General features: G+C 65.5%; 26 protein-coding genes. 19 read left to right on the plus strand and 7 right to left on the minus strand.

Features of this window, described 5'->3' with window-relative positions; translation table 11 throughout:
- Entirely contained in the window at window positions 1-492 is a 492-nt protein-coding gene (locus IT40_RS08100) for a UbiX family flavin prenyltransferase (RefSeq protein WP_341802579.1), read from the plus strand.
- A 151-nt stretch (window positions 493-643) separates the two neighbouring features.
- Here IT40_RS08100 and IT40_RS26695 read toward each other — a convergent pair whose 3' ends face one another.
- A complete protein-coding gene (locus IT40_RS26695) occupies window positions 644-1,141 on the minus strand; it encodes a TIGR02444 family protein (RefSeq protein WP_052095810.1) in 498 nt (165 codons plus the stop codon).
- Between the two features lie 692 nt (window positions 1,142-1,833).
- On the opposite strand from IT40_RS26695, the gene IT40_RS08110 reads away from it, so the two are divergent.
- From IT40_RS08110 to IT40_RS08175, 14 genes are all read left to right on the plus strand, one after another.
- Window positions 1,834-2,976 (plus strand): transporter substrate-binding domain-containing protein, encoded by a 1,143-nt coding sequence (locus tag IT40_RS08110; protein WP_036752919.1) that lies wholly within the window; start codon window positions 1,834-1,836, stop codon window positions 2,974-2,976.
- A gap of 26 nt (window positions 2,977-3,002) precedes the next feature.
- A complete protein-coding gene (locus IT40_RS08115; protein ID WP_036753011.1) occupies window positions 3,003-3,581 on the plus strand; it encodes an ANTAR domain-containing response regulator in 579 nt (192 codons plus the stop codon).
- A 242-nt stretch (window positions 3,582-3,823) separates the two neighbouring features.
- Window positions 3,824-4,672, plus strand: coding sequence for a nitrilase family protein (locus IT40_RS08120; protein ID WP_036753013.1), 849 nt, complete (start codon window positions 3,824-3,826; stop codon window positions 4,670-4,672).
- Window positions 4,673-4,696: 24 nt separating this feature from the next.
- Window positions 4,697-5,854 (plus strand): substrate-binding protein, encoded by a 1,158-nt coding sequence (locus IT40_RS08125; protein WP_036752923.1) that lies wholly within the window; start codon window positions 4,697-4,699, stop codon window positions 5,852-5,854.
- Between the two features lie 52 nt (window positions 5,855-5,906).
- Window positions 5,907-6,743 (plus strand): branched-chain amino acid ABC transporter permease, encoded by an 837-nt coding sequence (locus tag IT40_RS08130; RefSeq protein WP_036752926.1) that lies wholly within the window; start codon window positions 5,907-5,909, stop codon window positions 6,741-6,743.
- Window positions 6,736-8,529, plus strand: a complete 1,794-nt coding sequence (locus IT40_RS08135) for a branched-chain amino acid ABC transporter ATP-binding protein/permease (RefSeq protein WP_208021325.1) — start codon at window positions 6,736-6,738, stop codon at window positions 8,527-8,529. The genes IT40_RS08130 and IT40_RS08135 overlap by 8 nt, the downstream gene beginning before the upstream one ends.
- Window positions 8,526-9,233 (plus strand): ABC transporter ATP-binding protein, encoded by a 708-nt coding sequence (locus IT40_RS08140; protein WP_036752928.1) that lies wholly within the window; start codon window positions 8,526-8,528, stop codon window positions 9,231-9,233. Before IT40_RS08135 ends, IT40_RS08140 begins: the two co-directional genes overlap by 4 nt.
- Window positions 9,234-9,237: 4 nt before the next feature.
- Window positions 9,238-9,921 carry an urease subunit beta gene (locus tag IT40_RS08145; protein ID WP_036752931.1) on the plus strand — a complete coding sequence of 228 codons (684 nt, stop codon included), beginning with the start codon at window positions 9,238-9,240 and terminating at the stop codon, window positions 9,919-9,921.
- A gap of 2 nt (window positions 9,922-9,923) precedes the next feature.
- Window positions 9,924-11,639, plus strand: coding sequence for an urease subunit alpha (gene ureC, locus IT40_RS08150; protein WP_036752933.1), 1,716 nt, complete (start codon window positions 9,924-9,926; stop codon window positions 11,637-11,639).
- A gap of 13 nt (window positions 11,640-11,652) precedes the next feature.
- Window positions 11,653-12,267 (plus strand): urease accessory protein UreG, encoded by a 615-nt coding sequence (ureG, locus tag IT40_RS08155; RefSeq protein ID WP_036752934.1) that lies wholly within the window; start codon window positions 11,653-11,655, stop codon window positions 12,265-12,267.
- Window positions 12,264-13,079, plus strand: coding sequence for an urease accessory protein UreD (locus tag IT40_RS08160; protein WP_036752936.1), 816 nt, complete (start codon window positions 12,264-12,266; stop codon window positions 13,077-13,079). Before ureG ends, IT40_RS08160 begins: the two co-directional genes overlap by 4 nt.
- Window positions 13,080-13,089: 10 nt before the next feature.
- On the plus strand, window positions 13,090-13,617 hold the full coding sequence (locus IT40_RS26700; RefSeq protein ID WP_052095812.1) for an urease accessory protein UreE: 528 nt from the start codon (window positions 13,090-13,092) through the stop codon (window positions 13,615-13,617).
- On the plus strand, window positions 13,614-14,336 hold the full coding sequence (locus tag IT40_RS08170; RefSeq protein WP_052095813.1) for an urease accessory protein UreF: 723 nt from the start codon (window positions 13,614-13,616) through the stop codon (window positions 14,334-14,336). Before IT40_RS26700 ends, IT40_RS08170 begins: the two co-directional genes overlap by 4 nt.
- 39 nt (window positions 14,337-14,375) lie before the next feature.
- Window positions 14,376-15,920 (plus strand): ABC transporter substrate-binding protein, encoded by a 1,545-nt coding sequence (locus IT40_RS08175; protein ID WP_036752938.1) that lies wholly within the window; start codon window positions 14,376-14,378, stop codon window positions 15,918-15,920.
- 579 nt (window positions 15,921-16,499) lie between these two features.
- On the opposite strand, the gene arsH is transcribed toward IT40_RS08175, so the two are convergent.
- Genes arsH through IT40_RS08195 form a run of 4 tightly spaced genes read right to left on the minus strand, consistent with a single transcriptional unit; the run spans window position 16,500 to window position 19,077 of the window.
- The gene (gene arsH / locus IT40_RS08180; RefSeq protein ID WP_036752942.1) at window positions 16,500-17,207 is read right to left on the minus strand and encodes an arsenical resistance protein ArsH; all 708 of its coding nucleotides are present in this window, start codon (window positions 17,205-17,207) and stop codon (window positions 16,500-16,502) included.
- The gene (gene arsB, locus IT40_RS08185; protein ID WP_036752944.1) at window positions 17,204-18,277 is read right to left on the minus strand and encodes an ACR3 family arsenite efflux transporter; all 1,074 of its coding nucleotides are present in this window, start codon (window positions 18,275-18,277) and stop codon (window positions 17,204-17,206) included. Before arsB ends, arsH begins: the two co-directional genes overlap by 4 nt.
- Window positions 18,278-18,289: 12 nt before the next feature.
- The gene (gene arsC / locus IT40_RS08190; protein WP_036752946.1) at window positions 18,290-18,715 is read right to left on the minus strand and encodes an arsenate reductase (glutaredoxin); all 426 of its coding nucleotides are present in this window, start codon (window positions 18,713-18,715) and stop codon (window positions 18,290-18,292) included.
- Window positions 18,716-18,717: 2 nt separating this feature from the next.
- Window positions 18,718-19,077 carry an ArsR/SmtB family transcription factor gene (locus IT40_RS08195; RefSeq protein ID WP_036752948.1) on the minus strand — a complete coding sequence of 120 codons (360 nt, stop codon included), beginning with the start codon at window positions 19,075-19,077 and terminating at the stop codon, window positions 18,718-18,720.
- Window positions 19,078-19,143: 66 nt separating this feature from the next.
- On the opposite strand from IT40_RS08195, the gene IT40_RS08200 reads away from it, so the two are divergent.
- The 4 genes from IT40_RS08200 to IT40_RS08215 all read left to right on the plus strand — a co-directional run bounded on the left by IT40_RS08200 (window position 19,144) and on the right by IT40_RS08215 (window position 21,518).
- On the plus strand, window positions 19,144-19,359 hold the full coding sequence (locus IT40_RS08200) for a hypothetical protein (protein ID WP_208021324.1): 216 nt from the start codon (window positions 19,144-19,146) through the stop codon (window positions 19,357-19,359).
- Window positions 19,360-19,466: 107 nt separating this feature from the next.
- Window positions 19,467-19,640 (plus strand): hypothetical protein, encoded by a 174-nt coding sequence (locus IT40_RS28485; RefSeq protein WP_157034068.1) that lies wholly within the window; start codon window positions 19,467-19,469, stop codon window positions 19,638-19,640.
- Between the two features lie 36 nt (window positions 19,641-19,676).
- Window positions 19,677-20,042, plus strand: a complete 366-nt coding sequence (locus IT40_RS08210; RefSeq protein WP_036752950.1) for an SPW repeat protein — start codon at window positions 19,677-19,679, stop codon at window positions 20,040-20,042.
- Window positions 20,043-20,141: 99 nt separating this feature from the next.
- On the plus strand, window positions 20,142-21,518 hold the full coding sequence (locus IT40_RS08215; protein ID WP_036752951.1) for a DegQ family serine endoprotease: 1,377 nt from the start codon (window positions 20,142-20,144) through the stop codon (window positions 21,516-21,518).
- A gap of 97 nt (window positions 21,519-21,615) precedes the next feature.
- On the opposite strand, the gene IT40_RS08220 is transcribed toward IT40_RS08215, so the two are convergent.
- Window positions 21,616-22,404, minus strand: a complete 789-nt coding sequence (locus IT40_RS08220; protein ID WP_036752955.1) for a phytanoyl-CoA dioxygenase family protein — start codon at window positions 22,402-22,404, stop codon at window positions 21,616-21,618.
- 312 nt (window positions 22,405-22,716) lie between these two features.
- Window positions 22,717-22,852: DUF899 family protein (locus IT40_RS08225; RefSeq protein ID WP_036752957.1), on the minus strand; the 136-nt coding region annotated here is incomplete at its 5' end.

The raw sequence follows: 22,852 nt of genomic DNA on the forward strand, positions 1-22,852 counted from the left end.
GTGGCCGTTTCCCAAGCGTCTGGTTGTCGGCATTTCGGGTGCCTCGGTGTAATCTACGGTATTCGCCTGCTGGAGATCCTGCAAGGCAGCGGGATCGAGACGCATCTGGTCATGACCCGCGCCGCCGAGATCACGCTGGCGCATGAGACCCGGCGCAAGCTGGCCGAGGTCCATGCGTCGGCCGATCACGTCCATTCCGCGACCGACATTGCCGCCCCGGTGTCCAGTGGGTCGTTTCGCACCATGGGGATGGTGGTCGCGCCGTGTTCCATTCGCTCGATGGCGGAAATCGCAGGGGGCGTGACCTCGGGGCTGCTCAGCCGGGCGGCGGATGTCGTGTTGAAGGAACGCCGCCGCCTAGTGCTGATGGTCTGCGAGACGCCGCTGCATACCGGCCATCTGCGGACCATGACCGCCTTGTCCGAGATGGGCCGATCATCGTCCCGCCGGTCCCGGCCTTCTACGCCCGGCCCCGAACGCTGGAGGGCATGATCGACCACACGCTTGGCAGGGTGCTGGACCTGTTCGATATCGAGACCGAAGGCCTGGTCAGGCGCTGGAAGGAATAGCTTTTCGCATAGCCTGTCAATGGCAGGCCACTGAGACACACCCCTGAGCGAACCGGCCCGCACCGGAAAGCCAGTCAGGCAGTCGCGGCCCGATGCAGCAGGGCGATATCCGCGTCCGGTAGCGCGGCGGTCCCGGCGAGGATGCGCAATCCCTGCGCGAAATCGCCGTTCCTTGCCGGAATCCGTGCGGCGAACCATTCCGCGATCATCCCGGCTTGCACTTTTTCCGCCGCCAGTTCGACCTGCTTCAGCCGGCCGCGGAGGGCTTCGCGTTCGGCTTCCGGCAGATGGGCGACGGGCTCGCGCAGATCGACCCGCAGCGCCCGCAGCGGCAGGACGGTGCGGCCGCGCCACTCGGCCATATGGTCGCGCAGGGCGTCCAGTTCGGTCGCGGTCAGCGGCGCGTCCTGCCGGGCAAGGGCATGGCAATGCGCGATCAGTAGCATCACATCCGTCCCGCCCTCGGCCTGCCGGCGCAGACACAGCGGCGCGATGCCAGGCTGCGCGTAGAAGGCCAGCGCGGAGGACCAGAGGTCCGGCCTTCCGGTTTTCTTGGTTTTCCTGTCGTCCATGCCTGTTCAGCCTTCATGGTATTGGCCACATTCTGGCTCGGAACGGAGACTGCGATGACCCTTCCTCTCAACGACCGGCTTGCGGTCCTGTGCGTCGATAAGGCTGTTGTCCGGCATCGTTTTTCCCGGCTGGGCGCGGGAATGCGCCATGCCCATCATGATGGGGCGGATCGGCGTGCACGTCAGCGGCAGGGCGGCGGGATATTGTGGACAGAGGCGCGCCCCATGCGAATCTTGGGGATAACTCGCACGGCCAAACAAGGACGGGCTCCGGGTTGAGGCGATGAGCAAGGTTCACAAAAGGAGAAAATCTGCACACCTCCCTCCTGGAAAGCCGTTGGACCGTTGGACCAGGCTGAGCAACGCAGGGCCGCGCAGGTGAGAGCTGCAGCAGCGACCCGCCAGTCCAATGGTCAACAGGTTCGACGGACCAAGCCCATGGTCGACTTATAAGCCCAAGAGGTTGCAGGTAGGTCGCAAGCGGTGAAGGGCCGTTCACAATCGGCATTGATGCGTCAAGATTGCGTGTGATGGGAGCTCGATCCGATTACGGGCGGAGTCTATACGGCAACGATGACGAGGGCTTTTAACCATTTCGCACCTGCCGTATCAACGTCGCAAGAACTTCTTGCGGATGGCTTCGCCCGGATCGAACCCAATTCGTTCGGAGGCGATCAGGCAGGGATGATGCGATGAACGACTCTTGGCGGATCGGTTTGCTCTTCTCTCGAAGTGGCCCGACCGGACTGCCCGAAAGCGAACATGCATTGGGCGTTCGACTGGCCGTGAACGAACTCAACCGCGAGGGAGGGATCCTCGGCCGCTTGGTCGAGATTGCGGAACATGATCCCGCAGGTGATCCCAATGCCTTCAGGCAGCATGCCGAAAGGATGATGACAGCCGAGGGCATCTCGGTCATCTTCGGCTGCCACACCTCGGATACGCGCAAGATCGTCTCGCGCTCGGTCGAGCGCCGCAACGGATTGTTGTGGTATCCGGCAAGCTATGAGGGCTTCGAATATTCGCCGAACATTCTCTATACAGGCCCCGTTGCCAATCAATGCATCTTTCCTCTGGCCGACTACCTGGTCGCCGAGCATGGCGGAAAGGGTTTCCTGGTCGGATGCGACTATATTTTCCCGCGTGAAACCAATCGCGTCATGCGGGATCTGATCGAGGCGCGGCGGGGACAGGTCGTCGGGGAAAGCTATCTGCCGATAATGGCCTCGCGCAATGAGATCCAGAAGGTTCTGATCGAGATCCGCAGACTTCAACCGGAATTCGTCTTTTCGACCCTGGTGGGCGAAACCGGCCAGGAATTCGCGCGGCTGTATCAGGATGCTGGGCTGGATCTTGGCGGAACACGCCCGATTGGCGGTATTTCCCTGACCGAGTGCGAGCTTGCGCGCATCGGAGCCGAGCGAGCCGAGGGGATCGTCACGGCCTCGTCCTATTTCTCTTCTCTGAAGAGCGATCAGAATGACCGTTTCCTGGCGAGTCTGCGCAAGAGCTTTGGCGATGATCGTCCTGTCAGCGGCTGGGCGGCTGCCTCATACAGCCAGGCGCGGATGTTTGGTCATGCGCTGGAACTGACCCAATCGATCGACACGGATCACTTGCTTCAGGTTCTGCACGGGATGGCGTTTGACGCACCGGATGGGCCCGTATTGATCGACCCGGACAACAACCATGCCTGGATGACGCCGAGGATCGGGCGGGCCAATGCAAATGGCGCGTTCGATATCGTCTGGTCGGCAAGTGAGCTTGTCCGGCCGGATCCCTATCTTGCCAATTCTCCGGTTGCCCCGGTTCGGACCGATGAGGGTGTTGCGTGAGCCGGGGCCGAAACCATGTGGTCGAGATGCTGCGCGACCTGCGGGTGGCTGTCATTCACGCACCCGATCAGGATCGCGATGCCCTGGTCGGCCAGTTGCGCCGCATCGGCTGTCAGGTTCTGCCGGTCTGGCCCCTGCCCGACATGCCGCCGCGGGGGGTGGACCTGATCTTTCTCAGCCTGGATCATCGCTTTCAGCCCACGAAAAGCTGGGCCGTGGATGAAGATGCCCCCGCTGTCATCGCGATCCTGGAATACGAGAACCCGGTGATCCTGAAAGCCCTTGTGGACACCGGCGTCCATGGCGTGCTGGTCAAGCCCCTGCGGCCCGCGGGCGTCCTGTCCACGCTGACGCTGGGGCGCTGGCTTCATGGATACCATCGGCGGCTGGAGGCAAAGGTCCGCAAGCTGGAAGAGACCATAAAGGCGCAATGCGACATATCGAAGGCCGCCCGTATTCTTGCGGAGGTGAAAGGCGTGCCGGAATCGGATGCATTCGAAACCATTCGCGCGCAAGCGACGCGGCGGCGTATCTCGATGGCCGATGTCGCTGCAAGCATCATCAATGCGCAGGATGTGCTGAAAGACATGTCAAAGGATATCTAGCCTGCTCGCATTCGTGGCAGTTTCCGTCTCGGGTAGGATTATCCGAAGCACCAAATTGACTTTGAGCCGCATGGGGGCGTGATTTGGATCACGGCGCCCGGCAGGCCGCCTTCTCGACATATCTGGCTGGCAAGCCTCTGTTCCATTGCGCACCCCACCGGGGGCGATGGCAGAGGCTTTTTGCGTATTGGATGCCGCTGGGCGGCAGTGGAAGAATGGCTGCAAAACACGAAGAAAAGCTCATGATCGCCTGCCTGCAATTCGAGCCGCGCTTTGGCGAGGTCGCGGACAACCGGGCGCGCAGCATCGCGATGATCGAGCAGGCCGCGGATGCGGGGGCAAGGATCGTGATCCTGCCCGAGCTGGTGATCTCGGGCTATATGTTTCAAAGCAGGGCCGAGGCCTTTGCCCTTGCCGAACCGATCCCCGACGGTCCCAGCACGATTGCCTGGGCCGAGGTCGCCGCCCGCAGAAAGCTGTTCCTGGTGGCCGGAATTGCCGAGCGCGAGGGGGATCGGCTCTATAACAGCGCGGTCGTCATTGGGCCGGACGGGGTGCTGGGGGTCTATCGCAAGCTGCATCTCTGGGCGGACGAGAACCTCTGGTTCGAGGCGGGCAATCTGGGCCTGCCGGTTTTCTCTACTCCCCATGGCCGCATCGGCGTGGCGATCTGCTATGACGGATGGTTCCCCGAGGTGTTCCGGCTGGCCGCCGTCGAAGGAGCGGATCTGGTCTGCGTGCCGACCAACTGGGTGCCGATTCCGGGGCAGGTCGAGGGCCGGGGGCCCATGGCCAACATCCTTCACATGGCCGCCGCGCACAGCAACTCCATGGTGATCGCCTGTGCCGACCGGGTCGGGACCGAACGTGGTCAGCCCTTTGTCGGCCACAGCCTGATCGTCGGCCATACCGGCTGGCCCGTCGCGGGTCCGGCCAGCGGTGACAGCGAGGAAATCGTTCTGGCCGAGGTCGACCTTTCGGCCGCGCGGCGCGCGCGCAACTGGAACAGCTTCAACCACCCGCTCCGCGACAGGCGAACGGACATCTATGCCGAACGACTGGGAGCAAAGCCATCGGACCGGCGCCCGTAATGCGCTGCAACAGGGGAAAACGACATGAAAATCCGTGAACTTCTTCTTGGACTCGGGATGGGCCTTGCCTGTGCCGTTTCCGCACAGGCCGAGGAAACCATCAGGATCGGTATTCCGGTCGGGCTCAGCGGCGCGAACAGCGTTGTCGCGCCATCGGTGGTGCAGGCGTCGGAACTGGCCGTGGACCAGATCAACGCGAAGGGCGGCGTGCTTGGACGTCGGCTGGAACTGGTGATCGCGGATGACGGCTCGGGTGCGCAGGGCGCGCAACGCGCCTATGACAGCCTGGTCTTCCAGCAGAAGGTCGATGCCATTGTCGCAATGGAGACCAGCGCCGCGCGCAATGCCGGCCTGCCCATCGTGAACCGCGGCAAGGTCCCTCTCATCTATACCTCGTTCTACGAGGGCCGGTCCTGCTCGCCCTGGATGCATATCAACGCGTGGGTTCCCGAACAGCAGGTCGCCCCCATCGTCGATCAGTTCATGGACGAGATGGGCGCCAAAAAGTTCTTCCTGATCGGCAGCGACTACGCCTTTGGCCGGGGGATGCTGGAATTCACCCGCGAATATGTCGAATCCAAGGGCGGCACGGTCGTCGGAGAGGAATATCTGCCGATGGACGGCTCGGACTGGACGGCCATCATCTCGCAGATGCGGTCCGCCAGCCCCGATGCGCTGATCACCTCGACCGCGGGCGGTGCGCCCAATGTCACCCTGACCAAGCAGCTTCGCGCCACCGGCGTGGACATTCCCTATGGCAACTACGCCATCGACGAAGGGACCGCCGCCACGATGGGGACGGATGCCGAGGGCATCTATATCGCTGCCTCCTACATCACCGGCATCGATTCCGCCGCGAACAACGCGTTCCTGGAGGCACTGAACGCCAAGTTCGGAGCCAAGGCCGAAACCCCGAGCGAATTGTCCGTCCCGCAATACGAAGGCATCCTCGCCTATGCCGCCGCGGTCGAGAAAGCCGGCTCGACCGATGCCGAAAAGGTGGTCGAAGCGTTGGGCGAAGTGACCGTGGACGGCCCGCGCGGCTCGATCACCATGAACAAGCAGCGCCACTCGCCGCTGACCATGTATCTGGGTCGTGTCGCGGCCGACGGATCGGTCGAGGTGATCAAGTCCTTCCCCGACGTGGATCCGGGCGAGCAGTGCCCGCAGCTCGCCGGTTGACCCCTGAATGATGCGGGGCGTGCCCCGCATCCCTTTCCGACAAGAGCGCAAGATGGCTATTCTCGTCCTCGACATACTGACGACCGCCGCGATCCTGTTTGCGGTATCGGCTGGCCTGCTGATCATCCTCGGGGTGATGAAGCTGATCAACTTCGCCCATGGCGCCTTTCTGACCGTTGGCGGATACATGGCCTATCTCAACGGTGCTGCCGGTCTTTCGCCGTGGCTTTCGATCCCCCTGGCCGCTGGCGTCGGCTTTCTCGGCGGGCTGGTGATCGAGCGCGTGATCGTGCGCCCGCTCTATGATCGTCCTCTGGACGCGATCCTTGCCACCTGGGGACTTGGCATCGTGATTGGGCAACTGATCACGCTGGGCTTCGGCCGCGGCGTGCAGTTTGCACCGAACCCGATCAGCGGCACGACGGAACTGTTCGGCGTGGACTATTCGGCTTATCGCCTTGCGGTCGCGGTCATCGCCGTGCTTCTGGTCGTGGCATTGAGCGCGCTGCTGAAGTTGACCCGCTTCGGCCTGAACGCCCGCGCGGTCATCATGAACGAAAGACTGGCGCGCGGGCTTGGCATCGACAGCACCCGCGTGCGTGCGCTGACCTTTGGGCTGGGCGCAGCCCTTGCCTGCGCCGCCGGCGCGCTGATCACGCCGCTGATATCGGTCGATCCGAACATGGGGCTGCCCTGGCTGGTCAACAGCTTCATGCTGGTGATGGTCGCGGGCGTATCCTTTCCCAGTCTCCTCGTCGCCTCGCTGATCCTGGGCGGGGCGCAGGTCGTCGTCAGCACTTATGCGAACCCGATTCTGGGCGGCATGACCATCGTGGTCGCAGCCGCGCTGGTTCTGCGCATCAGCCCCAAAGGATTCAGCCGTGCATGACATTTCCGCCGCCATCACAACCCGGTTCCGCGTGGCGGCGACCGGCTGCATCATCGGCCTGCTGGTCGTGGCCGTCGCGCCCTGGCTGCTGGACACCTACCTGACCAATATCCTCATCCGAACGCTGTTTCTGGCCACGGTCGTCATGACTGTGGACATCCTCTGGGGTTCGGTCGGAATCCTGACCTTCGGCCAGTCCGCCTTCTTCGGCATCGGGGCCTATGCCTGCGGATTGATCTTTACCCATTACGGCTTCGGTCCGGGCTGGGCGCTGGCCGGACTTGCCCTGGGGATCGGCGTTGGGGCGGTCGTCGCCGCCGCGACCGGCTGGCTGGCCTTCTTTCACGGTTCGTTGCCGCTTTACGCCTCGATCATCACGCTGGCCTTGCCGATCGTCCTGACGCAGGTGATCTTTTCGGGCGGCAACTTTACCGGCTCTTCCAGCGGATTGTCGGGCTTTCCCACCTATTATTGGGATCTGAGGATCTGGTTCTGGACCGCGGGGACATTCCTTGTGCTGACGACCACCGCCGCCTGGCTGCTGGTCCGCAGCGACTTTGGACGCGTGATGGTCGCCATCCGCGAGAACGAGGAACGCTGTGCCTATCTTGGTATCCCGGTGTCGCGCATAAAGATCATGCTGATGATCGCTTCGGCGGTGATCGCCTCGGCTGCGGGCTTCGGCTATGCCGCGTTCTCGAACGTCGTTGCGCCCGAACTGGCAAGTTTCCAGCTTGGTACCGAATTCCTGATCTGGACGGCACTGGGCGGGCGCGGAACGCTGCTGGGTCCGATATTCGCGGCGCTTGGCATCGACACCATGTCTTCGTGGCTGTCGGGAACGATGCCCTTTCTGTGGAAGCTGCTGATCGGCGTCGTCTTCGTGGCGGTCATCGTCCTTTTGCCGCGTGGCTTCGCGCCTCTTGTCGGCGGCCTGTTTCGCCGGATCCTGCCGGTCCGCACGGCCGGCGCGCCGGCCCGTGTCCTTGTCCCCGACACGCGCAGCCGCCTGGGGCAGGGGGCGGACGACCAGAAACCTCCGCTGAGGATCGAGCATCTGTCGCGCCGCTATGGCAGCCTCAGCGTGCTGACTGACGTGACCATGACCGGACGGGCCAGTCACCTGCTGGGCATCATCGGGCCGAACGGGGCGGGCAAGACGACGCTGATGCGCTGCATCAGCGACGGCAGCGAACGTAGCGGCGGAAAGGTCGAGATCAACGGTGCCGAGATCGGACGCGGCGCGCCGCAGGACATCGTGGCGTTGGGCGTCGGCCGCAGCTTTCAGAACACCAATCTTTTCGATACGCTGACCGTCGCCGATTGCCTGCTGCTTGCCCGCTACCGGATCGACGGCGCCCGGCTGTTTCGCAGCAGCGTCGGCATCGCCCTGCCGGAACCCGCGCTGGACATCCTGCGCGCCACCGGGCTGGATCAGCGGTTGGCGGATGAGACGGGCAACCTGTCCCACGGCATGAAGCGCGGGCTGGAGCTTGCGATGGTGCTGGCGACCGAGCCGTCGGTGCTTTTGCTGGACGAGCCGACCGCCGGGCTGACCAGGCCCGAGCGCATGGTGATCGGCAAGGTGCTGGGCCGCCTGACGCGCGACTACGGCCTGTGCATCGTCCTGATCGAACATGACCTGGATTTCGTGCGCGAGATCAGCGACCGCGTGGTCGTGCTGCATCAGGGCTCGATCCTGATGGAGGGCACCGTGGACGAGGTCGTTTCCTCGGAGCTGGTCAGGTCCGTCTATGCCGGGCATCATGTGGAGGCCGCGCAATGAGCACGCCCCTTCTGACTGTCGATGCGCTGACCAGCGGCTACGATTCCGCAGCGGTGTTGCACGATGTTTCCTTGCAGGTGGACAGGGCCCGGATCGTGGCGATCCTCGGCAAGAACGGCATGGGCAAATCGACGCTGCTGAAAACCATCATGGGTTTCGTGCGTCCCATCAGCGGCCGCATCACCCTTGACGGCAGGGACGTGACCGGTGCCGCACCGAACTTCATGGCCCGTGCCGGGATGGCGCACGCACCGCAGGAACATACGCTGTTCCAGGATCTGACGGTCGGGGACAACCTGCGCCTAGGGGTGGCGACGGATCGGCTGTTCCGGCAATGCCTGCCCGAGGTCGAGGCGGTCTTTCCGCGGATGATCGAACGGCTGGGCCAGCGTGCGGGCACCCTGTCGGGCGGCGAACAGAAGATGCTGCTGATGTCGCGGGCGCTGATTGCCCGGCCGAAAATCATGCTGGTCGATGAGATCAGCGAGGGTTTGCAGCCCACGATGGTCGACCGCATCGCCCAGGCGCTGCTTCGCGCCCGCGACGAGCTGGGCATCGCCGTCCTGCTGGTCGAGCAGCATCTGGATTTCGCGCTGTCGGTTGCCGATCGGGTGGCGATGATGAAGCTGGGCGAGATCGTCGAGGAGGGCACGCGGCAGGAGCTTGCCGCCAGTGACGGGCTTGCCGCCCATCTTGCGGTGTGACGCCATGCGCCTGACCCCGCGCGAGACCGACCGGCTGCTTTTGTTCCAGGCGGCCCAGCTTGCCCGCCTGCGCCGAGCAAACGGCCTGTCCCTGACCGAACCCGAGGCGCGCGCCCTGATCGCGGATACGATCTGCGAAGGCGCGCGTGCGGGGGGCACGGTCGCGGATATGGTTGCGCTCGGCTCCTCGGCCCTGACCGAGGACGACGTGATGCCCGGCGTGGCCGAGATGGTCCCGGTCGTCATGGTCGAGGCCCTGTTTCCCGACGGCCAGAAGCTTGTCTGCGTGCATGACCCCATCGCGCCGGGCAAGCGGTCCTCGGATGCCCTGCCGCCGCGCTGGCGAACGGGGACCGAGCCGGTAGAGGTCAATAGCGGCCGCGCCATCCTGCGGCTGCGCGTGGTCAGCACCGCCGACCGGCCGATCCAGATCGGGTCGCATTATCACTTTTTCGAAGTCAATCCCGCGCTGCATTTCGACCGGCAGGCGGCCTATGGCTTTCGGCTGGACATCCCCTCGGCGACGACGCTGCGCTTCGAGCCCGGCGACAGCCGCGACGTGGATCTGGTGGCCATCGGCGGCGCGCGCATCGTGCATGGGCTTGCGGGGTTGGTCGATGGTCCGCTGGACGATCCCGGCATCCGCAGCGCCGCCATGGCGCGTCTCGCCACGTTTCTGGAGGGCTGAGCGTGGCTTGCAGCATCGAAAGAAGCCGCTACCTGCAACTCTACGGACCGACGACCGGCGATTGCGTGCGGCTGGGCGACACGGGCCTGTGGGCGAAGGTCGAACGGGATCTGTGCGTGGGTGGCGATGAGCTGGTGTTCGGCGCCGGCAAGACCCTGCGCGCCGGAACCGGCTGCGACGGGGCGTTGACCGCTGCTGAGGGCATGCCCGACCTGATCGTGACGAATGCCCTGATCATCGACGCCGTGACCGGGATCTTCAAGGCGGATATCGGCATCCGCAAGGGTCGCATCATCGGGATCGGCAAGGCCGGCGATCCCAACATCATGGGCGGCGTGACGCCGGGCCTGACCGTGGGCGTGAACACGGACGTTCGCGCGGCCGAGGGGTTGATCGTCACCGCGGGCGGCATCGACTGCCATGTGCATTTCATCGACCCCGGCCAGGTGGACGAGGCGCTTTGCGCGGGCGTCACCACAATGATGGGCGGTGGGTTGGGCCCGACGACGGTGCCCATCGCCTCGACCGGGACCACCAACCTTGGGCTGATGCTGCAGGCGGCCGAGGCGTTCCCGATGAATTTCGGCTTCATCGCCAAGGCCGCCTCGCATCGGGTCGAACCGCTGCTGGAACAGCTTGCCGCCGGGGCGGCGGGGCTGAAGATTCATGAGGACTGGGGTGCAAGTCCGGCGGTGATCGACGCGGCGCTGAAGGCGGCCGGGATCGGGGGCGGCCAGATCCAGCTGCACAGCGACACGTTGAACGAATCGGGTTTCGTGGAACACACGATCCGCGCCATCGGCGACCGCGGCATCCACGCCTATCATGTCGAGGGTGCGGGCGGCGGTCATGCGCCCGACATCATCCGCATCTGCGGGCGCGACAATGTCCTGCCTTCCTCGACCAACCCGACGAACCCGTTCACGATCAATACGTTCGACGAACACTTCGACATGGCAATGACCAGCCATCACCTCAATCCCCGCCTGCCCGAGGATGTGGCCTTCGCCGAAAGCCGCATCCGGCGCGAGACGATAGGGGCCGAGGACGTCCTGCACGATCTGGGCGCGATCAGCGCCATCGGCTCGGACAGCCAGGGCATGGGCCGGATCGGCGAGACCATCGCGCGCACCTGGCAACTGGCGGAACATATGCGCGACCTGCGCGGCAGCCTGGACGAGGATCGCGGCACCGGCGCCGACAACTTCCGTATCCGCCGCTATGTGGCGAAATACACGGTCAATCCGGCGCTGATGTTCGGCATCGGCCACGAGGTCGGCTCGATCGCGGTCGGCATGCTGGCCGACCTGGTTTTCTGGCGCCCGGACAGCTTCGGGGTCAAGCCGGAGCTGGTCTTGAAGGCGGGCTTCCCGGTTTGGGCGCCGCTGGGCGAGGCCAACGCCTCCTTGATGGCATGCGAGCCGGTCCGCTATCGCCCGATGTGGGGCTGTTTCGGGCGCGCTCCGCAAAGCCTTGGCCTGCGTTTCGTTGCGCCGGCGGCGGTCGGGAACGGCCTTGCCGAGCGGCTGGACCTGCGCGCAAGGCTTTCAGCCGTCTCGGACACGCGGGCGCTGCGCAAGCGCGACATGGTGCTGAACGACGCGCTGCCCGACATCGCCGTCGATCCCGACAGCTTCCAGGTCCGCATCAACGGCGAGGTGGCGGACAGCCCCCCGGCAGAACGTGTTTCGCTGGGCCAAGGATACATGCTGAAATGAGACGGAGGATGACATGGCGGCGGTGAGGATCGGAATCGGCGGCCCGGTCGGATGCGGCAAGACCCGGTTGGTCGAACGCTTGCTGCCGATCTGCCAGGACGAGGGCGTATCGGTCGCCGTGATCACGAACGATCTGGTGACTGCCGAGGATGCCGAACGGGTCCGCCGTTCCGGCCTGATCGACCCCGACCGGGTGCTGGGCGTCGAAAGCGGGGCATGCCCGCACACGGCGATCCGCGAGGATCCTTCGGTGAACATCGAGGCGGCGGAATATCTGGAAAGCCGCTTTTCCCCCGACCTGATCCTGATCGAAAGCGGTGGAGACAACCTGGCCGCGACCTTTTCCAGCGAGTTGGTGGATTGGTGGGCGTTCGTCATCGACGTCTCGGCTGGCGACGACATTCCGCGCAAGCGGGGCCTGGGTGTCCTGCGTGCCGACCTGCTGATCGTGAACAAGATCGACCTGGCCCCGCATGTCGATGCCGATCTGGACCGGATCCGGCAGGACGTTGCCGCCGCGCGGCCGGGTCGCCCCTCGCTGTTCACCGATCTGCGCCGGGATCGGGGCGTGCGCCCGGTTTTCGACGAGATCGCCCGATCCGCGCTGTTCCACAGGATCGCCGAATGAACGAGGGGCATCTGTCGCTGCATCTGGTCCGGGATGGCGGGGGCCGGACCCGGCTTGCCCGCCGGCGGCAATGCTATCCCCTGACGACGACGGCGGTCCTGCCCCTTGCTGAAGAGGACACGGCGCTGATCTATGTCCAGAATGCTGCGGGATCGGTCTTCGGCGGCGACAGGCTGTCGGTCGATATCCGGCTGGATGAGGGGGCGGAACTCTGCCTCTCGACACCCGCCGCGACGCGGTTGCAGGGAGACGTCCTCTCGGTGCAGACGACCCGTATTTCCGTGGCGCGGAACGGTTTTCTGGAATCCGTGCCGGACATGGTCATCCCCCATGCAGGGGCCTGCCATCACCAGATTACCCGGTTGGCGATGGAAAGGGATGCGAGTGCGATCCTTCTGGACAGCATGGCGCCGGGCCGTGTGGCGCGGGGCGAGCGGCACGACTATGCCCTTGTCCTGCTGCGGCTGGTCGTGACGTGCGAGGGCCGCGACATCCTGATCGACGGTGCGCGCTTCTGCCCCGCAGAGGCCGATCCCGCCCTGGCAGGCGCCTTGGGCGAAGAGGGCTATGTCGGAACGCTTTTTGCCCTGAGTGCGCAGGTGGATTCCGTGGCTCTGGCCGCCGACATCGCTGCTTCGCTTGACGGCACGCAGGGGGCCTTCGGCGGCGCGGCCCCGCTGGCATCGGGTTACGGCGTCGTCGCGCGCTTTCTTGCCGCGGATGCTCCAGCATTGCGCGCGGCCAGCCACCGGGCCTGGGATGCGGCAAGGCGCCGGATGAGGAACCGTCCGGCGCCTGTCCTTAGAAAATGAAGGAAAGATCATGCTGATCGTTGGTGAAATCCTGGGTCATGCCGATGAAACGCGTTTTCGCCACCGGCGGCGGGACAGGATATGGATCGCCGCCGCCGATGCGGGCCGGCGCCGGCTTCGCAGGACCAGCGAAGCGGGCGCCGATGTCGGCATCGACCTGCAAAAGCCAGGCTGGCTGTCGGATGGCGCGGTTCTGGACGATGACGGAACCCGTATCCTGACCGTGGCCCGCCTGCCGGAAGAGGTGATGATCGTCACCCTGTCCGAAACCGATATTCTGGCGGCGTTCCGGGTCGGGCATGCCCTTGGAAATCGCCACGCCCCCTGTGAGTTGCGGGGCCGCGAAGTCATCGTTCCCGTGACCGAGACCCCCGAACTGACCGCACGCCCGCTGCTGGCGCACAATATCGACCCCGCGCATATCCGTTTCGCGCGCATACCCTTTGCGGCGGATGCCCCGCCTGTCTGCGCGGGGGCCGGGCACGATCATCCGGCGGACCGTCCGCGTCATCATCACCACCACCATCACGCAGAATGACCCATGACACGACGTCTGGCGCGCTGGCGGATGGCCCGGCGCTGCTGGCCCTGATGCAGCTGTCGGACACCGCCCTGCCCATCGGGCGGTACGCCCATGCCCTGGGACTGGAGCGCCTGCTGCGCGACGGCCGGGTGCCCGACGAAAGACGCCTCCGGCAGATCGTTGTCTCGGCACTGATGCAGGGGGGCGCCCGCTGCGACGGGGCGGCGGCATCCCTTGCGCATCAGGCCCTGACATCCGGGGACGAGGCCCGGTTGTTGGCCATCGACGCCCGGCTCGATTGCCTGAAGCTGACCGATGCAGCACAGGCGGCCTCTCGCCGATGCGGTCGCAGGCTGGCGGTGCTCGCACCCTCGTTGTCGCGCGACGCGGTGCTGGCGGATTATGCGGGTGCCATCGCCACGGGCCGCAGTCCCGGCCATCTGGCGGTGATCTCGGCGGCAACCTCGGCGGCCTGCGGCGTTTCCCGCCCGGCTGCGGCTCTGATGGAACTGCGTGGCATCGCCACGATGATCCTGTCGGCGGCGGTGCGCCTGGACATCGTGCCTGCGGCGGCGTCGCAGGCGGTGCTCGCCGGTTTCGCGCCCGAGATCCTGGCGGCCAGCCGGATCGCCCTGGCGACCGCGCTGGACGAGATGGAATGCAGCGCGGCTGCCGTGATCGAGACGGCCGCCATGCGCCATGCGCGGGACCACGGTCGCTTGTTCGCCACATGAATACCGCAACGAAGCAAGGGCCGGCACGGAGTGATGGGAATGGATGAGAGAGATGTTCTGCGCGTGGCGCTGGACTGGGAGGTGGACGGGATCGACCCGCCCCGGTCCTTTGGCGGCTGGAATACCGGTCGCGTGGTCCAGCAGACCCATGAAAGCCTGATGGAGGACGATTTCGACGCTGCTCCGGCAAGTCCGGGCCAGCCGACCGCAATCGTCCCGCGCCTGGCCCAAAGCTGCGACGTCTCGGACGACGCCCGCCGGTTCCTGTTCCGTCTGCGCCCCGGCATCCGCTTTCACGATGGCGCGCTGCTCGATGCCGAAGCCGTGGTTCTGAACTACGCCCGGTTCTGCGATCCGGAATCGCCCATGTTTTCGCATGAAGCGGCCGATCTGAACCGCGCGGCGGCAGAGCTGATCGCGAAGGTCCGGGCAGTCGATTCCCTGACGGTCGAAATCACGCTCAGAGAGCCGTCGCCGGAATTCCTGCGCTACATGACGCAAGAGGATGCGCCTGGCGCGCAGTCGCTGGTCAGCCCGCTGGCGCTGAAGCGTTTCGGTCCTGATGGATGCGCCGACCGCGCGCCCGGAACCGGTGCGTTCCGCTTTCATCGGCGCTTTGACACGCCCCATGGTTCGGGGGTCGAGCTGGTGCGGAACGACGATTACTGGGGCGGTCGGCCACGGCTCTCGGGGATACGCTTTCTGCCCTTTCCCGATCTGGGCGACCGGCTGCGGGCTCTGGCCGAGGGGCGGGTGGATATGGCCTATAGCCTCGAGGGCGCCGATCTCGAAGAACTGGCTGCGCAGGGCTTCACCATTCCGGAATACCATCCGCCATACATCTGGTATCTGGTCTTCAATCTGCGCGATCCGCAGATGGCCGACATCAGGGTCCGCCGCGCGATTGCCCATGCGATTGACCGTGAAGCCTTGTGCGAAAAACTGTTTCCGGGGGCCGCGGTTCCGGCATTCGGCATGCTGCCTCCCGGCTCGCCGTCCCATGATCCGCAGGCCGGGGATCTGTATCCCTACGATCCGGATCGTGCCCGCGCTCTGCTTGCCGAGGCGGGCGCGGCAGAAGGGCTGACGCTTCATGCCCTGGGCGCGCGCGCAGGCTCGGCCCAGCTCGATCCCGGCGCGATCTACCGGCAGATGGAACAGAACCTCGCCGCGGTCGGCATCCGGCTGAAGGTTACGCTTCGTCCCGACTGGGTCGGCTATTGCAACGAGTGGCGGCAGGGCGCGGCATCCGGCATCTCTTTCAGCGAGATGAGCTGGGCGATGTCCAGCGATCTTTGGCTGCGGCAGGTATTGCACAGCCGCAACGCCTCGCCTGTCGGATTCAATGCGGGTTATGCGTCCGATCCGCTTCTCGATGAATTGCTTGATCGCGCAGCAGGAACGCTCGCGGGGGCCGAACGCCTGCGGCTTTATCGGGAAGCCGGCCGGCGGGTTATGGAAGAACTGCCGGTTTTGCCGCTTCTGAACACGCGGCGGGGCATGGTCGCGCTTTCGGCCCGGGTGAAGGGATTGGTTTCCATAAACCAATGCTGGCACGATCTGCGTGGAGTCGATCTCGATTAGCAGCTGATTTGTCCAAACCCGACAAACTGTCGTAGGTAATGATGATTGCACGAAACCGCATGGACGACAAAAGATACATCCGCCATATCGGATGGACGAGACGGCGGTTCGAGGGACGAGGGAAACAGTATTCGGGATGTAGGCGGGGGATGTACAACCCTAGCTGCAGGCCCAAGGACTGCCAGTCCGAGTCATGAGAGTTGTTGCCGCTCAGTGGGCTTCTCATCGTAATCGGCGGCGGTCTTGGCGCCCGCCTCCTTACCCATCAACTGCTCGGCAGCAAGATTGATTATTTAACAGGCTGCTGAAAAAGGATTTTGAGAGGGCGGCGCAGCGGAAATCGTTCTGGATCCAGCTGATATCGGCCCGAAAATGGGGTGTTTTCGGCAAATTTGAGGCGGATTTCCCGGTTCCCCGCCCGCGCTGTCCTGTCGCAAGGACTTTTTCACCAGCCTGCTAATGCAGCAGGTCGGGCCTTGAGCCTTCCATACCCGGTTCAGACCTGATCAGCAGCTCTTCACGGCACGATCCGGTTGCATCTCGCGATCAGCCCCCAGCCGATATCGCGCATCCTCAGCCTCACGTCGCGGCCTTCAGGTTCACCCGCTCTTCCAGCTTTGCGGTCGCTTCCTTGCGCTCGCTGTAGCGGTCGGTCAGGAAGGCCGAGAGGTCGCGGGTCAGCAGGGTGAACTTCACCAGTTCCTCCATCACGTCGACGATGCGGTCGTAATAGCTCGACGGCCGCATGCGCCCGGCCTCGTCGAATTCCTGCCATGCCCTGGCGACCGAGGACTGGTTCGGGATCGTCAGCATCCGCATCCAGCGGCCGAGCACGCGCATCTGGTTCACCGCGTTGAAGCTCTGCGAGCCGCCCGAGACCTGCATCACCGCCAGCGTCCGGCCCTGCGTCGGCCGGATCGCCCCCATCGACAGCGGAATCCAGTCGATCTGCGCCTTCATCACCCCGGTCATGGCGCCGTGGCGTTCCGGGCTGGTCCAGACCTGGCCCTCGGACCACAGACAGGCGTCGCGCAGCTCCTGCACCTTGGGATGCGACGGTTCGGCATCCTCGGGCAGCGGCAGGCCGTTGGCGTGGAACACCCGCGTCTCGCAGCCGAAATGCCGCAGCAGGCGCTCGGCCTCCAGCGTGGCGAAGCGGCTGCAGGAGCGTTCGCGCAGCGAGCCGTAGAGCAGCAGGATGCGCGGCGGATGCGTCGCGCGGGGGATGTCCGGGATCGCGGGTGCGCGCAGGCAGTCGGGCGACAGGTTCGGCAGGTCGGGGATCATGCGCGGGCCTCTTGCGGGGTTGCTTCGGGAAACCAGCGGCGGCCCAGCCACAGGGCGGCGTTGACCAGAAGGATCAGCACCGGCACCTCGACCAGCGGGCCGATCACGGTGGCGAAGGCCACGGGCGAGGCGAGGCCGTAGGCGGCGATGGCGACGGCAATGGCCAGCTCGAAGTTATTGCCGGCGGCGGTGAAGGCGATGGCGGTGCTGCGCGGATAATCCCTGGCGATCAGCCGGCCCATGGCAAAGCTGACCAGGAACTGGATGGCGAAATACAGCACCAGCGGCACGGCGATCCTGACGGTGTCGAGCGGTAGGCGCACGACATCGCCACCTTTCAGGCTGAACATCGCGACGATGGTGAACAGCAGCGCGGCCAGCGTGATCGGGCTGATCCTCGGCAGGAAGACGTTTTGATACCACTTCTCGCCCCTGCGCCGGATCAGCACACGCCGGGTCAGGAAGCCGGCGGCGAAGGGAATGCCGAGATAGATCAGCACCGCCTCCGTCACCGTCCAGAAGCCCACCTCGATCACGCTGCCCTCCAGCCCGAACAGCGGCGGCAGCACGGTCAGGAACAGCCAGGCGTAGGTCGAGAAGAACAGGATCTGGAAGATCGCGTTGAAGGCCACCAGCCCGGCGACATATTGCCCGTCGCCCCGCGCCAGCTGGTTCCAGACCAGCACCATGGCGATGCAGCGCGCCAGGCCGATCAGGATCAGCCCGGTCATGTATTCGGGGCTGTCGCGCAGGAAGATCACCGCTAAGGCGAACATCAGCACCGGCCCGATCAGCCAGTTCTGCACCAGCGACAGCACCAGCACGCGCCTGTCGGCAAAGACCTGGGGCAGGTCCTCGTAACGCACCTTGGCCAGCGGCGGATACATCATCAGGATCAGCCCGATGGCGATGGGGATGTTGGTCGAGCCGACCGCCATGGCGTTCAGCGCATCCGGCAGGCCGGTGAACACGGTGCCCAGCAGGATGCCGAACGCCATGGCCGCGAAGATCCACAAGGTCAGGTAGCGGTCGAGAAAGGAAAGCCGGCGGGCCGGGCTGTCGGGGGTCATCACCTATTCCTTTCAGGCCGGGCGGATGCGGTTGCCCTGGGCATCGACGACCTGCTCACCATCTTCCTTGCTGAAGGCAGCGCGCTGCGGCGGCAGCAGGTCCAGCACCTGCTCCGAGGGCCGGCAGAGCCGCACCCCCCTGGGGCTGACCACGATGGGCCGGTTGATCAGGATCGGATGCACCATCATCGCCTCGATCAGCGCCGCGTCGGGCAGTGCCGGGTCGTCCAAGCCCAACTCCGCATAGGGCGTGCCCTTCTGGCGCAGCAGCGCGCGAGGTGCGATGCCCATGCGGGCGATCAGCAGTTCCAGCATCGCGCGCGAGGGCGGCGTCTTGAGGTATTCCACCACATGCGGCTCGATCCCGGCATTGCGGATCAGCGCCAGCACGTTGCGCGAGGTGCCGCAGTCGGGGTTGTGGTAAATGACGACATCCATGCTCAGGTCTCTCGGGTCAAGGTGGGGTCACAGGCACAATCCAGCGCGGCCGCGACCGGCGCGCAGATGTCCGGGTGGCCGTCGCAGCAATCGCGCATCAGGAATTCGATCAGCCCCGCCAGTGTCGGGAAGACAACGCTGTAGATGATGAAACGCCCCTCGCGCCGGGACCGGATCAGCCCGGCATGTTCGAGGTGGGTCAGGTGGAAGGATAGCCGCGAAGTGGTCGCGTCCCCCAGGGCCTCGCCGATGGCCCCGGCCGCCATGCCCTCAGGCCCGGCCTTGACCAGCAGCCGGACGATGCGCAGCCGGGTTTCCTGCGACAGCGCCGCAAAGCCGGCAAGGGCGCGTTGCTCTTCCATCGAATCAACATCTCAAGATATGTTGATACAATGAAGGTGAGACCTGATGCTGTCAAGCCAGCAGGTGTGTCTCGACGACGGCTGCTCGGGGAATCCGCGGGGGTCAGGCGCCGGATCCTGACGAACCGGGCCTGGACCGAATACCTGATCGACCAGGCGACCAACGAGGGCATGCCCGAGAACGGCCGGCCCTCGTATCTGGCCGAGGCCCGGCAGGCGCTGCTGGCGCTGGAGCGCAAGGCGGCGGGGCGGGCCGCTTCCGGCGCGCGGAAGGCGGCATGAGGTGCGGCCATGGACCCGCTCGTCGTGCTTGATTGCCAGAAGGTGCTGCCGGACAGGTTCGCCCTGACGCTGGCCGCAGCAGGGCGTTGCTTCAGGGCGCCGGGGCGATGCTCGACATGCCGGGCGCCAGCCCTGCAGAACTGGCGCTGCACGAGATCGCGGCGGGGCTGCTGACGCGGGATGAGATCGCAGCGATCCCGCCCGAAGCAGGCCGAGCAGCCCTGCCGCCGCCCGGGCCCGCCGTCGCATCCAGCCTTCCCCCGCAAGGGAAGGTCCATTGACGGGATCACCAAGCAACCGACAAGGAGGAGTGAACGATGCTGAAATCCCTGTCTCTCGATCGCCGGACGGCATTCGACATCGCCAATGTCGTTGCCGGTCTCGGTCTTCTGCTGTCGCCCTGGTATCTCGGCTTCGCGGCCGAGACCGCCGCGGCGGGGAACGCCTGGCTCATCGGGGCCGCGATGACGCTGATCGCCTTGGCCGCGCTCTTCGCGTTCCACAGGCTCGAGGAATGGGCCAATGCCGCCCTTGGCCTCTGGGCGGTGATCGCGCCCTGGGTTCTGGGCTTCGCGACCCTCGCGGCGGCGATGTGGGTGCATGTGATCGCCGGTCTGGTCGTCGCGATCCTGGCAGGCGTCAGCCTGTGGTCGGGCGACGACCGGCCCTATTCGACAGCGTGACGTCCCGAACGGCCCGGCAACCCGCCGGGCCGTTTTCACGTTCTCCGTCTGGTCTCGGGCGAGAAAGGAAATCCACCACCGATCAAACGGAGATTGCCGATGTCGATGAAAATCCCCCGACTGCGCGCGGCCGTCATCACGCTGTGCACGATCCTGGCGCTGGTCGCGCCGTCCCCGGCGGCTGTCGGGCAACCCATGCCCGAGGCGGCGGGCGGCATTCCCACCATTGCCCCGATGCTGTCGCGCGTCACACCGGCGGTGGTCAATATCGCGGTCGTCTCGGAAACGCCGGCGGTATCGAACCCGCTTTACAACGATCCCTATTTCCGCCGTTTCTTCGATCTTCCCGACCCGCCGATGCGGCGGCAGATGAGCGCCGGCTCCGGCGTGATCGTCGATGCCGAAAACGGCTATGTGCTGACCAACCATCACGTCGTCGCCGAGGCCAGCGCGATCAGCGTCACGCTGAAGGACGGGCGCCAGTTCCGGGCCGGACTCGTCGGCGCCGACCAGGCCGCGGAAATCGCCCTGCTGCGAATCGAGGCCGAGGATCTGGTCGCGCTGGAGATCGGCGATTCCGACCGCCTTCAGGTCGGCGATTTCGTCGCCGCCATCGGCAACCCCTTCGGCCTGGGCCAGACGGTGACCTCGGGCATCGTCGGCGCGTTGGGACGCAGCGGCATCAGCCGCGAGGGCTATGAGGATTTCATCCAGACCGACGCCTCGATCAACCCGGGTAATTCTGGCGGCGCGCTGGTTACGCTGGACGGCAGGCTGGTCGGTATCAACACCGCCATCCTGACCCCGGCGGGGGGCAATATCGGTATCGGTTTCGCGGTGCCCAGCAACATGGCCGTCGCCGTGATGCAGCAGCTGATCAAGCATGGCGAGGTGCGGCGCGGCAGGCTGGGGATCGGCATGCACGACCTGACGCCCGATCTGGCCGAGGCGCTGGAGCTGGGCGGCATCCACGGCGCGGTCATCGCGAATGTCGAGCCCGGCTCGCCTGCCGAGAAGGCGGGGCTGAAGGCGGGGGACATGGTGGCCGCTGTCGACGGCGCCCCGGTGCAGGGCGCCACGCATCTGCGCAACCGATTGGGCCTGACGCCCGTCGGCAGCACCATCCGCCTGACGGTCAGGCGCGAGGGGGACGAGCGGGAAGTCGACCTGACCATCACCGCCGAAGCCACCTCCTCCGGTGATTTCGCTGGCACGCCGCTGGATGGCGCCCGGTTGCGCAACGCCTCGGCGGAGGAGGCGCGCCGGGCGGGCAGTGCCGGGATCACGGTCGACAGCGTCGAGCCGGACAGCCTTGCGGCATGGGTCGGTCTGCGCCGCGGCGACATGATCGTCGCCGTCAACCGGACGCCGGTTTCATCGGTCGCGGATTTGCGTGACATGCTTGCCGGCCGCCGTGCCATCGTGGCGCTGGAACTGATCCGCGACGGCAACCGTCTTTTCATGGTCGCAAGGTGAACGACGGCCGTGGCATGGAGAGGACCGGGAAGACGCAGGGTGTCGTCACCGATGCCTGGGCGTCGCTCATCTGACGGAGCCCCGGACCTTGCCGGCTTCAGAACGCCAGCCCGCAAGCCCTGCGGATGGCGAGTTGGACCGGCGAGGGCGGCAAGGCCAGGTCGAACTCGGCTCTTGGCAGCAAGGGAGGCTGCGCCATGAAGCGGGGTCTTGTCCCCCGGTGCGGTTGCGCCGCATGGACCAGAAACGGATGGCACAGATAGACCGTGCCCGCCGCGCCCGTCGCCAGTGCCTCGGGGCAGGTCTCGGTCGAGGCATAGCCGTTCGCCGACAATTGCCGCAGCGTCGCGCCTGCCGTGCCATAGGGCAGTAACTCGCGCGCAATGGCCATATGCGAGCCCTGCCTGATCCGGGTCGGTGCATCGCCGGGCCCGACATCCGAGAACAGGAACAGCATCAGCAACGCGCGGCCACTGCTTTTGACATTGACCCGCCACTCCATGAAATCCGGGCTGTCGCCGAAGCTCATGTCCACATGCCAGCCATCGTCGCCGGGGGCGATGGGCGAGGGGAAGCGGATCGGGAAACTGCCCAGCCCTTGCGGCGCAAGCCAGCGCGCCGGCCCGGCAAGCTGGTCATAGGCCCGATGCAGCAGCGGGGTGTTGGCGGCCTGGACGAAGGCGGGCGTGGGCATCGATGCGATCCGGATGACGGGTCGCGTCCAGCCCTCGGGCCGGTCGGGCGAGAGGCCCGTCGCCGCCCACAACTCGTCCCGGCATTGCTGGGCGAGGTCGGTGGGGAAGGCGCCGTCGATCCTGACGAAGCCGTCCTCGATGAAGCTTTGAACCTGATGCTTGGTCAGGCCGGTGGGTTCGGGATTGGTCATCACGCATTCTCCGCTTGGCGCCCCAATCGCGGGCGCCGTGTCGATCTGATGGCGCGAAAGCGCCGGCGGCAGGGCCGGTCAGATCAGCGGGAAGAATGTGGACATGAACATCATGGTCGGAATTTAGGGCGGGCAGCCGGGGGCGGCAAGCCGTGTCCCCTGGCCGCTTGCGACCTGTTTCCCCTGCTCGCGGTTATCGAGGGGCATTCATTGCCCGGCCAGCAGGCACCCCAGCCCATCGTCAGGACAGATGCCCTGATATCGTCCAGAGCGCCGGGAAGTGATCGCCCGCGCTGATCCTCTGCGCCCGGCTCAGTATTCGTCATGCAGCCTGAGCCAGCTCATGGCGCCGTTTTCGTTGCGGCCCTTGGGGGTCAGGTCCAGCCAGTTGAACGCGCCCATCAGCAGTTCCACGCCGCGGTGATAGGTGGAATAGCTGTGGAAGAGG

Source organism: Paracoccus versutus (assembly GCF_000763885.1).
GTDB classification, from domain to species: Bacteria; Pseudomonadota; Alphaproteobacteria; order Rhodobacterales; family Rhodobacteraceae; genus Paracoccus; species Paracoccus versutus.

Bases quoted from the DNA above. Each gene is read 5' to 3' on its own strand.
- IT40_RS26695 (WP_052095810.1), bottom strand. From the start codon at position 1,141: ATGGACGACAGGAAAACCAAGAAAACCGGAAGGCCGGACCTCTGGTCC.
- IT40_RS08110 (WP_036752919.1), top strand. From the start codon at position 1,834: ATGAACGACTCTTGGCGGATCGGTTTGCTCTTCTCTCGAAGTGGCCCG.
- IT40_RS08115 (WP_036753011.1), top strand. From the start codon at position 3,003: ATGCTGCGCGACCTGCGGGTGGCTGTCATTCACGCACCCGATCAGGAT.
- IT40_RS08120 (WP_036753013.1), top strand. From the start codon at position 3,824: ATGATCGCCTGCCTGCAATTCGAGCCGCGCTTTGGCGAGGTCGCGGAC.
- IT40_RS08125 (WP_036752923.1), top strand. From the start codon at position 4,697: ATGAAAATCCGTGAACTTCTTCTTGGACTCGGGATGGGCCTTGCCTGT.
- IT40_RS08130 (WP_036752926.1), top strand. From the start codon at position 5,907: ATGGCTATTCTCGTCCTCGACATACTGACGACCGCCGCGATCCTGTTT.
- IT40_RS08140 (WP_036752928.1), top strand. From the start codon at position 8,526: ATGAGCACGCCCCTTCTGACTGTCGATGCGCTGACCAGCGGCTACGAT.
- IT40_RS08145 (WP_036752931.1), top strand. From the start codon at position 9,238: ATGCGCCTGACCCCGCGCGAGACCGACCGGCTGCTTTTGTTCCAGGCG.
- ureG (WP_036752934.1), top strand. From the start codon at position 11,653: ATGGCGGCGGTGAGGATCGGAATCGGCGGCCCGGTCGGATGCGGCAAG.
- IT40_RS08160 (WP_036752936.1), top strand. From the start codon at position 12,264: ATGAACGAGGGGCATCTGTCGCTGCATCTGGTCCGGGATGGCGGGGGC.
- IT40_RS26700 (WP_052095812.1), top strand. From the start codon at position 13,090: ATGCTGATCGTTGGTGAAATCCTGGGTCATGCCGATGAAACGCGTTTT.
- IT40_RS08170 (WP_052095813.1), top strand. From the start codon at position 13,614: ATGACCCATGACACGACGTCTGGCGCGCTGGCGGATGGCCCGGCGCTG.
- IT40_RS08175 (WP_036752938.1), top strand. From the start codon at position 14,376: ATGGATGAGAGAGATGTTCTGCGCGTGGCGCTGGACTGGGAGGTGGAC.
- arsH (WP_036752942.1), bottom strand. From the start codon at position 17,207: ATGATCCCCGACCTGCCGAACCTGTCGCCCGACTGCCTGCGCGCACCC.
- arsB (WP_036752944.1), bottom strand. From the start codon at position 18,277: ATGACCCCCGACAGCCCGGCCCGCCGGCTTTCCTTTCTCGACCGCTAC.
- arsC (WP_036752946.1), bottom strand. From the start codon at position 18,715: ATGGATGTCGTCATTTACCACAACCCCGACTGCGGCACCTCGCGCAAC.
- IT40_RS08195 (WP_036752948.1), bottom strand. From the start codon at position 19,077: ATGGAAGAGCAACGCGCCCTTGCCGGCTTTGCGGCGCTGTCGCAGGAA.
- IT40_RS28485 (WP_157034068.1), top strand. From the start codon at position 19,467: ATGCTCGACATGCCGGGCGCCAGCCCTGCAGAACTGGCGCTGCACGAG.
- IT40_RS08210 (WP_036752950.1), top strand. From the start codon at position 19,677: ATGCTGAAATCCCTGTCTCTCGATCGCCGGACGGCATTCGACATCGCC.
- IT40_RS08215 (WP_036752951.1), top strand. From the start codon at position 20,142: ATGTCGATGAAAATCCCCCGACTGCGCGCGGCCGTCATCACGCTGTGC.
- IT40_RS08220 (WP_036752955.1), bottom strand. From the start codon at position 22,404: ATGACCAATCCCGAACCCACCGGCCTGACCAAGCATCAGGTTCAAAGC.